This is a genomic window from Arthrobacter sp. A2-55 (assembly GCF_025548615.1).
Lineage (GTDB): Bacteria > Actinomycetota > Actinomycetes > Actinomycetales > Micrococcaceae > Specibacter > Specibacter silviterrae.
The window spans coordinates 1-11,715 of record NZ_JAJLOZ010000105.1 but is presented as its reverse complement, the minus strand read 5'-3'; the positions used below and the strand labels follow the sequence as shown (position 1 = coordinate 11,715).

General features: G+C 66.5%; 10 protein-coding genes. 5 read left to right on the top strand and 5 right to left on the bottom strand.

Annotation, left to right across the window (positions count from 1 at the left end; translation table 11 throughout):
* From LPN03_RS19705 to LPN03_RS19695, 3 genes are all read right to left on the bottom strand, one after another.
* Positions 1-1,208, bottom strand: a 1,208-nt coding sequence (locus LPN03_RS19705) for a THUMP-like domain-containing protein (protein WP_262455603.1), incomplete at its 3' end; no start/stop codon positions are given.
* 39 nt (positions 1,209-1,247) lie between these two features.
* Positions 1,248-2,060, bottom strand: a complete 813-nt coding sequence (locus LPN03_RS19700; protein ID WP_262455602.1) for an ABC transporter permease — start codon at positions 2,058-2,060, stop codon at positions 1,248-1,250.
* Positions 2,057-2,941: an ABC transporter ATP-binding protein gene (locus tag LPN03_RS19695; RefSeq protein ID WP_262455604.1), complete on the bottom strand. Its 885-nt coding sequence runs from the start codon at positions 2,939-2,941 to the stop codon at positions 2,057-2,059. The genes LPN03_RS19700 and LPN03_RS19695 overlap by 4 nt, the downstream gene beginning before the upstream one ends.
* A 312-nt stretch (positions 2,942-3,253) precedes the next feature.
* On the opposite strand from LPN03_RS19695, the gene groES reads away from it, so the two are divergent.
* Together groES and groL are read left to right on the top strand one after the other, a co-directional pair.
* Positions 3,254-3,550 carry a co-chaperone GroES gene (gene groES, locus LPN03_RS19690; RefSeq protein ID WP_165183436.1) on the top strand — a complete coding sequence of 99 codons (297 nt, stop codon included), beginning with the start codon at positions 3,254-3,256 and terminating at the stop codon, positions 3,548-3,550.
* Positions 3,551-3,625: 75 nt separating this feature from the next.
* A complete protein-coding gene (groL, locus tag LPN03_RS19685) occupies positions 3,626-5,233 on the top strand; it encodes a chaperonin GroEL (protein WP_262455601.1) in 1,608 nt (535 codons plus the stop codon).
* Positions 5,234-5,323: 90 nt separating this feature from the next.
* Here the strand turns inward: groL and LPN03_RS19680 are convergent, their stop codons facing one another.
* Positions 5,324-6,322 (bottom strand): DUF389 domain-containing protein, encoded by a 999-nt coding sequence (locus tag LPN03_RS19680; protein WP_262455600.1) that lies wholly within the window; start codon positions 6,320-6,322, stop codon positions 5,324-5,326.
* Positions 6,323-6,512: 190 nt separating this feature from the next.
* Here LPN03_RS19680 and guaB point away from each other — a divergent pair, with 190 nt between their 5' ends.
* Positions 6,513-8,027, top strand: a complete 1,515-nt coding sequence (guaB, locus tag LPN03_RS19675; RefSeq protein ID WP_262455599.1) for an IMP dehydrogenase — start codon at positions 6,513-6,515, stop codon at positions 8,025-8,027.
* A 111-nt stretch (positions 8,028-8,138) separates the two neighbouring features.
* Here guaB and LPN03_RS19670 read toward each other — a convergent pair whose 3' ends face one another.
* Complete coding sequence (locus LPN03_RS19670) at positions 8,139-8,756, bottom strand: hypothetical protein (protein WP_262455598.1); 618 nt, start codon at positions 8,754-8,756, stop codon at positions 8,139-8,141.
* Between the two features lie 419 nt (positions 8,757-9,175).
* On the opposite strand from LPN03_RS19670, the gene LPN03_RS19665 reads away from it, so the two are divergent.
* Together LPN03_RS19665 and LPN03_RS19660 are read left to right on the top strand one after the other, a co-directional pair.
* On the top strand, positions 9,176-10,267 hold the full coding sequence (locus tag LPN03_RS19665) for a BtrH N-terminal domain-containing protein (protein WP_262455597.1): 1,092 nt from the start codon (positions 9,176-9,178) through the stop codon (positions 10,265-10,267).
* 57 nt (positions 10,268-10,324) lie between these two features.
* Positions 10,325-11,449, top strand: a complete 1,125-nt coding sequence (locus LPN03_RS19660; protein WP_165181076.1) for a GuaB3 family IMP dehydrogenase-related protein — start codon at positions 10,325-10,327, stop codon at positions 11,447-11,449.
* The last annotated feature ends 266 nt before the right edge of the window (positions 11,450-11,715 follow it).

Genomic DNA, 11,715 nt, shown 5'->3' with positions numbered 1-11,715 from the left:
GAGTGGGGCTCAACCACCACGGCCACCCTGTCGTCCCCGATCCGGGTCAGCACCAGCGTGGCCTTGTTGGGGCCCTTGCCTGATCCTGTCAGCAGCTGCCGGCGCAGCTCCTCGGGGGTGGTGGACACTCCGCGCTTCTTGATGTCCAGCACGCCAATCCGGTTCGCTTTGACCCAGCTCTTGAGTGCCTTGACGTTGAAGGGCCGAACCTCCAGGACCTTGTAGGCCCGGGCAAAGGGCGTGTCGCAGAATTCCTCCGAGCATAGGTACGCGATGTGTTCGTCCACCAGGTGCGCCCCCATGGTGCGGGCCAGGTCGGCCACGAGCCCCGCGCGGATCACGGCGCCGTCGGGCTCGTAGAGGTAGCCGGCCAGGGGACCGGTTTCGGCGTTCTGGTGCGCCGGGTCGAAGGGCACCGCGCTGCTGAGCTCGGCGGAGCCGTGCGCGCCGATCACCAGGGCCGCGCGGCGCACGCCCGGCCGGGCCAGCTGGTTGAAGTAGAGCCCCGCCTCGACCACGTCGCCATTGACGGATATCCACTGGGCTTCGGCGGTCTCCGGGATGGCCTCGTGCGGGATGCCCGGGCCCATCTTCACCCCCACCGCCTTGCCGGAATCCGCCAGGCGCTCAACGAAGGAAAGCGGCGGGGAGAATGCCTCCGGATCAAACAGCCGGGTGGTGCCGGAGGTGCTGGTGGTGCGCCGGGCGGGATCCAGCCAGACCCCGTCAATGCCGTCGAGGTCCACGTCCTCGGCCAGCGCACAAACCACTGTGGCGCGTGGGAACGGCATCAGGTTGACCGTAGTGCACGCTGCCGTGACCTCGTCCATCTCCACCGCCGTGACCTGCAGGTCAAGGCTGGCCATGGCCAGCGAATCGGCCCCGATCCCGCAGCCCAGGTCCGCCACGGAGGTGATTCCCGCCGTCGTAAATCTCTGCGCGTGCAGCGCTGCGATGTTCAGCCGTGTGGCCTGCTCCAGCCCGGCCTGGGTGAAGAGCATCTGGTGGGCAAACTCGCCAAACTTGTCCTCCGCCTTGGCACGCAAACGGGACTGGGTCAGGGCCGCCGCCACCAGCTCGGGGGCGTGCCCGGCCTTCCGCAGCGCCTCATTGAGCTTGAGGGAATCGGCCTCGCGGTAGGGGCCCAGGGAGGACAGCAGCTCCCAGCCTGCAACGGTCAGGAGGGGGGAGATAACGTCTTGGGCCATGGATCAAGCGTAGCCGCCCCGCGGGCCCGGTCCCGCGGCTCAGCCGTCCCTGCGGATCCAGCGGAACGTGAAGCGGCACAGCAGCAGCCCCGCCACCAGCCACACGCCCATGACCAGCGCCACGAGCCCCAGGTTCCAGGCACCGCTGGGCTCCATGGCCTCGAAGGACTGCGGCAGGAAAACGGCCCGCATGCCCTGCGCCATCCATTTCAGCGGGAAGATGCTGGCAAAATTTTGCAGCCAGCCCGGCAGCTGCGCAAAGTTCAGGTACACGCCGGAGATGAATTGCAGCAGCAGCACTATTGGAATCACCACGGCCGTGGCCGACTTGCCGGTGCGGGGCAGGGCCGACAGTGCTATGCCCAGCACGCAGCTGGTGATGACCCCGAACAGGAACACCCACGCAAAGGTGAACCATTTGTCCGCGCCCTGCGGCATGGGCACGTTGAACGCGAAGCGGGCCACCAGCAGCAACAGGGTGACCTGGAGGACGGAGCTGGCCAGGACCATGCCGATCTTGCCGCAGAAGTAGGAAAACACCGGCAGGGGAGTGCCGCCCAGGCGCTTGAGCGTGCCGTCGCCCTTTTCGCCGGCAATGTCCACGCCCAGGTTCTGCACGCCGCTGAGCAGCATGCCCGCCGCCACCATGCCGGGGACGTAAAACGCCGCCCAGGTGATGCCGCCGCTGCCGTCCGGGGGCGCCCCAATGTTGGGGCTGGTGCTGAAAGCCACGGCAAACACGGACAGCATCAGGATGGGGAACAGGAAGGTGAAAAAGACCGAATCGCCCTGGCGGAAGTACAGCCGCAGCTCGTAGCCGATGCGGAACCAGCCCAGGCGCAGCGTCCTCATGCTTCCACTTCCTGGTCCGCAGGATCCGCGACAGCCCCCGCACCCACCAGGTTTAGGTAAATGTCCTCAAGGCTGGGCCGGCTGATTTCAAGGGCCTCCACCTCGCCGCCTGCCTCCGCGTACAGCCGTGCCGCCAGCGCCGATGGTTCCGCGGTGCGCTGTGAATGCACGACGCCGTCCTGCCGCCACCGCACGATCGGCACCTTGGCCTGGGCCCCGCCACTGTCGTCGATGCCGCCGATGTCCACCAGCTTCCCGCCCACAATCACCCCTGCGCGGTCCGCCAGTGTGGCGGCCTCGTCCAGGTAGTGGGTGGTGAGCAGGATGGTGGTGCCCTCGGCCTTGAGCTGGTCGATCAGCGCCCAGAATTGGCGCCGGGCTTCCGGGTCGAAGCCCGTGGTGGGTTCGTCAAGGAACAGCAGTTCGGGGCGGCCGATGATACCCAGTGCCACGTCCACGCGCCGCCGCTGGCCGCCGGAAAGCTTGCTGATCCGCGTTTTCGCCTTCCCTGCCAACCCCACGGCCTCGATGACCTCACCGACGCTGCGTGGATTGGGGTAGTAGCGGGCGAAGTGCGTGAGCTGCTCCAGCACGGTGACGTTTCCGCTCTCCCCGCTGGACTGGAGCACAATCCCCAGCCTTGCCTTCCAGTCCAGGCCGGCATGCGCCGGGTCGGCGCCCAGCACTGAAACTTCCCCGCTGCTGCGGTCGCGGTAGCCCTCCAGAATTTCTATGGTGGTGCTCTTGCCCGCGCCGTTGGGGCCCAGCAGCGCGAAGGTTTCCCCTTCCTGGATCTCAAAGCTGATGCCGTCCACGGCGTTTGCGCCGCCATAGGACTTGCTCAGCTTGCGGACAAGGATGGGCGGCGCACCGGGGTTCATGGGTGTCATGCTTGCACCACCCGCCGCCGGCGGCAAGGGTGCCGCGGGGCTGGATGCCGCCCGGGGGGTGCGCCAACAGCGAAACCCGGCCCTCCGGCGTCGTTCATTTTGGCGAAATGCTGGCACTCGCCTTGACCGAGTGCTAACCAAGTCAATAGAGTCAGTGTTAGCACTCCCACCCCGAGGGTGCTAACTAAAGAACTCTTTGGCCATGTGGTCACAGCCGGCACCGCGACGACGGTTGGGATCTGCAAGCATGGCCGCAAGGTTCGCCAGTCATCCATGGAAATTTCACGCAAAGGAGAGATCCGAGTGTCGGTCTCTATTAAGCCTCTTGAGGATCGTATTGTTGTCCGCCAGCTCGAAGCAGAGCTGACCACCGCCTCCGGCCTGGTTATCCCGGACACTGCCAAGGAGAAGCCCCAGGAGGGCGAAGTTGTGGCAGTGGGCCCCGGCCGCGTTGATGACAACGGCAACCGCGTCCCGATCGATGTTGCCGTCGGCGACGTCGTCCTCTACTCCAAGTACGGTGGAACCGAAGTAAAGACCGGCGGCGAAGAGCTGCTGGTGCTTTCGGCCCGCGACGTGCTCGCCATCGTCGTCAAGTAACCACTTTTGTAACTGCCCCGCGACCGGGACCGAACACGGTCACGCCGCGGGGCCTTTACGTGAAAGGACAAACGCATGGCAAAGCAGCTTGTATTTAATGACAGCGCACGCAAGGCCCTCGAGGCCGGCATCGACAAGCTGGCCGACACCGTCAAGGTGACCCTCGGCCCGCGTGGACGCAATGTAGTGCTGGACAAGAAGTGGGGCGCCCCCACGATCACCAACGACGGCGTCACGATCGCCCGCGAGGTGGAGCTGGAAGACCCCTACGAGAACCTTGGTGCACAGCTGGCCAAGGAAGTCGCCACGAAGACCAACGATGTGGCCGGCGACGGCACCACCACGGCCACCGTGCTGGCACAGGCACTGGTCAAGGAAGGCCTGCGCAACGTTGCCGCGGGTGCGGCTCCCGGCGAGCTCAAGCGCGGCATCCAGGTGGCGGTTGAGGCCATCGCCAAGCGCCTGCTGGAGAATGCGCGCCCGGTGGAGGGTGGACAGGTGGCCGAGGTTGCCGCCATTTCCGCCCAGAGCCAGGAAATCGGCGACCTGCTCGCCGAGGCCTTCAACAAGGTCGGCAAGGACGGCGTCATCACCATCGAGGAATCCTCGACGACGTCCACCGAGCTGGTCCTCACCGAAGGCATGCAGTTCGACAAGGGCTACCTGTCCCCGTACTTCGTCACCGACGCGGAACGCCAGGAAGCCGTCATGGAAGATGCGCTGATCCTCATCAACCAGGGCAAGATCTCCAGCCTGCAGGAATTCCTGCCGCTGCTGGAAAAGGCCCTGGCTGCCGGCAAGCCGCTGTTCATCATTGCCGAGGACGTCGACGGCGAGGCACTGTCCACGCTGATCGTCAACCGCCTCCGCGGCACGCTGAACGTTGTTGCCGTCAAGGCTCCCGGCTTTGGCGACCGCCGCAAGGCAATGCTCCAGGACATCGCGATCCTGACCGGTGCCCAGGTTGTCTCCCCGGAGATCGGCCTGTCCCTGGACCAGGTTGGCCTTGAGGTGCTGGGCACGGCCCGCCGCATCACGGTCACGAAGGACACCACCACCATCGTGGACGGTTCCGGCACCACCGAAGACGTGGCCGCCCGCGTGGCCCAGCTGCGCGCCGAGCTTGAGCGCACCGACTCCGACTGGGACAAGGAAAAGCTCCAGGAACGCCTGGCCAAGCTGGCCGGCGGCATCGGCGTGATCAAGGTTGGCGCAGCCACCGAGGTTGAGCTGAAGGAAAAGAAGCACCGCATTGAGGACGCCGTGTCCGCAACGCGTGCCGCCCTGGAAGAGGGCATTGTGGCCGGTGGCGGTTCCGCACTGGTCCAGGCAGCCAAGGCCCTCGACGAGGACCCCACGGTTGCCGCCCTGGAAGGCGATTCCGCAACGGCCATCGAGCTGGTCCGCAAGGCAGTGGCCCAGCCGCTGCGCTGGATTGCCCAGAACGCAGGCCACGACGGCTACGTTGTGGTCCACAAGGTGGGCGAGCTTGAAGCTGGCTTCGGCTTCAACGCGGCCACCGGCGAATACGGCAACCTGGTCGACGCCGGCGTCATTGACCCGGTCAAGGTCACCCGTTCGGCACTGCGCAACGCAGCCTCCATCGCGGCCCTGGTGCTCACCACCGAGGTGCTCGTGACGGAGAAGCCCGCCGAGGATGCAGAAGCAGGCCACAGCCACTAACACTGGCCGGCTTTTCCTAATCTGCCACCGTTCCCGCTTTTCGCGCCCGTTCCATCGGGTGCAAAAATCGGGAACGGTGGCATTTTTGCGTCAACGCCGGAACGCGCTGCGGGAACCCACGCCACCAATGGCGGCCCGCGCATGTGCGGCCGAGTACCGCGTGGGTGCCGGGCGCCGCCGTCGTGCAAGGCGGTAGCCGAGCAGCACCAGGGCGGCACTGAGGACAATGCCGGCCGCATTCAGAAGCAATTGCAGCGCGGAACCGGCAGCCCTGCCGGGCTCGCCGAGCACCAGCGCAACTGCCACATAGCCCGCCGCAGGCACGGTGGTGACGGAGATGAAAACCCCCACCAGGGCCGCGGACTTTTTGCCGATCAGCGACAGCATGCCCGCCGCGCCTGCCAGGACCGCCACAATGAACGAATAAGGGCCGGGATGGTAAATGAATTCCGTGGCCCGGTTTGCACCGAGTACGTCGGCGGGGCTGAATAGGCCCAGCCAAACGGAGGCCGCCGTGGCCAGTGCCGCCAGGAGCATTGCCACGGGGAAGCCAAGGCACAGGGCCGCCGCGGCACGGCGCGCCAGCTTCCACCGCCTGTCCACGATGGCCAGTGCCAGGCCGGCCAGCGGACCGAACTCCGGACCCACCACCATGGCGCCCACAATGGCAATCGTGGAATCGGTGACGATGCCGATGCCCGCCAGCTGGACGGCAATGGCCAGGAATGCCAGGTAGCTCCACGTCAGCTTGGAATCGTCGCTGGTGTCCTGCTCCACCTCATCCCAAATGATGGCGTCGGCACCGTCGCCCGCCACCTGGCCCTCGGCCTTGTCCAGACGGTCGGAGATGACCAGTTCCGGGGCCGTGACGCTGAGGGATCCCACCTGGGCGATGTTCAACGTGTGCAGTTTTTGCAGCAGCTCCTCCACGCCTTCACGCACGGCCTGCAGGACAATGACGTCGCCTGCCGGAAGCATTGCTGCGCCCGCCATGACGGTGATTTCCGACACGGCCGCTTGGCTGCGGGCAATGGAAACCACGTCCCCTGTCAGCTCGGAAGGGACAACAATGCGTAGTTGCAGGGCCATGGGGGTCCTTCTGCGTGGAGGCGGGTGTCGGAATGAGTCTACGAGAGCGCCCACGGCACCGCCATGGCATGGAATAGGGCTGGTGCTGGAATCGTTTTAGACTGTAAACAACGCACAGACCAGCTCCGTAATCACGGGGCAGGCCATCGGATGCACACCCCACCGGTTCTACCCCCGCCAAGGAGCCTTCGTGTCCCAGCCTGAAATCCATGATCCCTTCGCCTTTGTTGGCCTTACGTATGACGACGTTCTGCTCCTCCCCGGCCACACGGATGTCATCCCTTCCGAAGCGGACACCAGTTCACGGGTTTCCAAGCGGATCACTGTTGCCACCCCGCTGCTGTCGGCAGCCATGGACACCGTCACGGAGTCCCGGATGGCCATTGCCATGGCGCGCCAGGGCGGTTTGGGCGTGGTTCACCGCAACCTCTCCATCCAGCGCCAGGCCGAGGAAGTGGACCTGGTCAAGCGCAGCGAATCAGGCATGATCACCAACCCCGTCACTGTGGGCCCGGACGCCACCCTGGCCGAACTGGACGAGCTGTGCGCCCGTTTCCGCGTCTCCGGGCTGCCCGTCGTCGACAAGGACGGCCGCCTGGTGGGCATCGTCACGAACCGCGACACGGTGTTCATCCCGGAAAGCGAATACCCCACCCGCCTTGTGCGGGACGTCATGACCCGCATGCCCCTGGTGACAGGGCGCGTGGGCATCAGCCGCGAAGAGGCCTCGGGACTGCTGGCCAAGAACAAGATTGAAAAACTGCCCCTCGTGGACGCCTCGGGCGTGCTGCGCGGGCTGATCACCGTCAAGGACTTTTCCAAGGCTGAGCAGTACCCGCTGGCCACCAAGGACTCCGAAGGCCGCCTGCTGGTCGGCGCGGCCGTGGGCTTCTTCGGTGACGGCTACGAGCGTGCCATGACCCTGGTTGAGGCCGGCGTTGACGCCCTGTTCATCGACACCGCGAACGGCCACAGCCAGGGCGTGCTGGAAATGATCAGCCGCCTCAAGGGCGAAAAGGCTGCCGCGCATGTCGACATCATCGGCGGCCAGGCTGCCACCCGCGAAGGCGCCCAGGCCCTGATCGACGCCGGTGCCGACGGCATCAAGGTGGGCGTTGGCCCGGGCTCCATCTGCACCACCCGCGTGGTGGCCGGTGTGGGCGTTCCGCAGATCACCGCCATCTACGAGTCCGCCAAGGCGGCCATTCCTGCCGGTGTGCCCCTGATTGCCGACGGCGGACTGCAGTATTCCGGCGACATCGGCAAGGCCCTGGTGGCCGGTGCGGACACCGTCATGATCGGCTCACTCCTGGCCGGCACCGAGGAATCACCGGGTGAGACGGTGTTCGTCAACGGCAAGCAGTACAAGGCCTACCGCGGGATGGGCTCGCTGGGCGCCATGCAGTCCCGCGGCCAAAACACGTCCTATTCAAAGGACCGCTACTTCCAGGCCGACGTCTCGGGAGACGAAAAGCTCATTCCGGAAGGCATCGAGGGGCGCGTGGCCTACCGCGGGCCGCTGTCCTCCGTGGCCTACCAGCTGGTGGGCGGCCTGCGCCAGACCATGTTCTACGTGGGCTCGCCCAACATTGCTGAGCTCAAGGCACGCGGCAAGTTTGTCCGCATCACCGCCGCCGGCCTGAAGGAATCGCACCCCCACGACATCCAGATGACGGTCGAGGCCCCGAACTACCTCAGCAAGTAGCCCCCTCGTCGAGGTTGGAGATAACCACCGCCCTTGGTTGGTGGTTATCTCCAACCTCGACGGTGGGCCGGCCACTTCGGCGCGGGCAGGGTCAGCCGGCGCGGGCCGGGGTCACCCGGCGAGGGCTGCTTCGAGCCGGTCCAGGGCGGTTTCGGCGGAGACGGCCTCTTCAGCGGGGTTGGATTCGCCACCCGTGCGCAGGGTCCAGTTTCCGGATTCGACGGCGGCCAGCTGGGCGGTGACGGGCTCGGCGCCCACTCGAATGCGCCGGACCGTGGCCATGGCGGGCAGTCCCTCGGCGGCCCCCACCAGGTATTCACGGCACAGATGCAGGCCCAGGGCCAGCATTGCGGGGCCGGACTCAATGGGTTGGATCTCATGCACGCCGAAGGGGCTCAGCCCCAGCAGCACGGCGCCAACGTTGGAGCCGGCCATGAACAGCACGTGCTCCGCGGACGGCGTGGACAGCGAAATTTCCAGCCATTCCTGGGCTTGAGAAAGCACTGTCCCGACCACGGCGCAGCGTTCAACGGGGATGATCCGCCCACCCTGTTCCTCGGCCAGTCCGCGAACCAGCAGCGTGGTGAGGCCGGCGTTGTGGAGCAGTTCGTTGCCGGCGTGTTGGTCCAGCCGGAAAAGGCCCAGCGTGGTGGCCGCAGATTCCGTCGGCGTCATGGACAACAGCGCGAGCAGTTCGTGGTCGGTCATGCGCAATTCGGTGTCAGTCATGGGCTCCAGCATAGGTGAACCTCTACGCGTTCGGCGTTGCCGGGGCTCCACCTTGCCCTGCAGTTCGGCGTATTCCGCCGCGGCCGGGCTGGATGCCTCCCGCGGCACCGAAGGGGAAAGCAGCTTCAATCGGGGTGTCCTGTCCTTCGTCACAGCGGTCCAATGTCCCGGGAAATGCCCGGCCACTGGGTTGCCTGCACCGAAGCCTGCAACGGCGCGTCAACCGACGCCAACGGCGTCCGGCCCTTCCGCGGAATGCGGCGCCTAGCGGCCCGTCCTGCTGAATCCATTGCGGAAGTTCCTTCCCAAAGCTGTGCATGTGGTCCAGGGGCCTGCCTCATCTCACGGTCCGGCGCAGGCGATGGGGACAGCTCTCCGTGGCTTCCGCCAGCCCGCAGCTTCCCGGCTACAATCAACGCATGCCACCCGCCTATGCTCCCCGGACAGCCCATTCCCACTGGGACTCGGGGCTGTGGACCCGCGTATTCGCGGCGTCCGGCACCATCAATCCAATGACGGGCGCCCCATTTGCGGAAGCCATGCTGGCTGGCTTGGGCGGCGGGATCGGCTTCATGCTGTTCACCTTTGAGTACACCGAGGTGACCACGGCATCGGTTGTCATGCGCTTCCATCCCGGGCCGTTCGTGGAAAACATGCTCTCCCGCAGCGGAGCCGCCGTGTCCATCCAGCAGACAGGCAGCGCCAGGCTAGCCCAGGCGCGACTGGACGCAGCACTGGAAACGGGGGCACCCGCCGTCGTGCGCGTGGTCCGCGGCCAGCTTCCCTGGGCGGAGGCGGAACCCTGGGCCGACATGGACTCCATGGACATCGCAGTGGTGGCCCGCGACGGGGACGCCTATCTGGTGGACGACGGCGGCGGGCGGCTCGAGCGGATCAGTGCGGCCGCGCTGGGCGGGGCTCGGGGGAAGCGCAAGGCGGACAAGCACTGGCAGGCCCATGTGTTGGTGGATGCGGGCAGGGATGGGGGCGCCGCGCTGACGCCCCAGGTGCTGCGGGGGGCCGTGGCCCAGACCATGGAGGCGCTGCTGTCTGAAAGCGCGCCGCCCGGCATTCCGGCGGGGTACGCAAAGAACTTTGGCTTGGCCGGCATGCGTTCCTGGGCAGCCTGGCTGAGGGACACGTCGGGCAAGCGGGGCTGGGCCCGGATCTTCGCCGACCCGGACCGGCGGGCCGGGGCCATGTCCATGCTGCACCGCCAATTGACCGGAAAGCGGTACAGCGGGCCGGGGGCGCTGCGCCCGTTGTATGCCCAATTCCTGCGGGAGGCGGCTCCCCTCGCGGACGCGGGCGACGGCGTCATTCTGTCCAGGTGGCTGGAAGCGGCGGGGGAGTACCCGAAACTTGGTGCACACTGGACGTGGCTGGCGGCACTGATTGAACTTGACGCAGGCGGCGATTTTGCCGCCATGTCCGAAACCGTGGCCGCCTTGGCGGACGCCGAGGAGCGGACGGCACGGCTGGCAATGGGCACCTTGATGACGGGCAGCTAGCGCTCGCCGGCCCCTGCCTTTGATGGGCGCGGCCCCGGCTGGGATAGGCTAGGGGGCGTGACTTATGAGATTGAGATTGGCCGTGGCAAGCGTGGACGCCGTGCGTATTCACTGGATGACATCGCGATCGTGCCCTCCCGAAGGACCCGCGACCCCAAGGATGTGTCCGTCAAGTGGCAGATCGACGCCTACCAGTTTGAGACGCCCGTCATTGGCGCGCCCATGGACTCGGTCATGTCGCCGGAGACCGCCATTGCGCTGGGCCGGCTGGGGGGCCTCGGCGTGCTGGACCTGGAAGGCCTGTGGACCCGCTATGAGGACCCGCAGCCGGTCCTGGATGAAATCGCCCAGCTTGAAGGATCCGTGGTGGACCCGGAATCCACGCTCCGCATGCAGCAGCTCTACAGCGCCCCGATCCAGCCCGAGCTGATCACGCAGCGGTTGGCGGACATCCGGGCGTCCGGGGTCACCGTGGCCGGTTCGCTGACGCCGGGGCGCACGCAGGAGTTCTACAAGACCGTGGTCGCCGCCGGCGTGGACATTTTCGTGATCCGGGGCACCACCGTTTCCGCCGAGCACGTGTCCAAGACAACTGAGCCGCTCAACCTGAAGCAGTTCATCTACGAGCTTGACGTGCCTGTCATTGTCGGCGGAGCCGCCGGCTACACGCCGGCGCTGCACCTGATGCGCACCGGCGCCGCGGGCGTGCTGGTCGGCTTTGGCGGCGGCGCATCCACCACCACGCGCCGCGCCCTGGGGATCCGCTCGCCCATGGCCAGTGCCATCTCCGATGTTGCGGGGGCCCGGCGCGATTACATGGACGAGTCCGGCGGGCGCTATGTGCACGTGATTGCCGACGGCGGCATGGGCTCCAGCGGCGACATTGTCAAGGCGATTGCCATGGGAGCTGACGCCGTCATGCTCGGCGCCGCGCTGTCGCGTGCGGCCGAGGCCCCGGGCCAGGGCTGGCACTGGGGCGCCGAGGCGCACCACCAGGAACTGCCGCGCGGCCACCGCGTGAAGATGGGCACGGTCGGCACGCTGGCCGAGGTGCTGCACGGGCCGGCCCACACGGCCGACGGCGCTTCGAACTTGATCGGTGCGCTGCGCCGTTCGATGGCCACCACCGGCTACTCGGACCTGAAGGAGTTCCAGCGCGTTGAGGTGCTGGTTTCCCCGTAGTCCTGCTTTAACTCTCCAGTGGCCAGCCAAACGATGATTGGCTGCGGCCAGGCGCCCCGGTTCCGTGCGGACCGGGGCGTTTTTGGTCTCTCTCCGCATAATTTCTGCGCCCTCCCTGAATACCGACGCTTCATCACTTTTCGTGGCTTTTCGGCCGACGCGGCATCACCTTTCGCGGGCTGCCGCCCGCCGCCCGCCGGTAAGGCCTGTCAATGACTTCGTTGAGGTTGGAGATCACCACGTCCTGCCGTCGTTGAGGTTGGAGA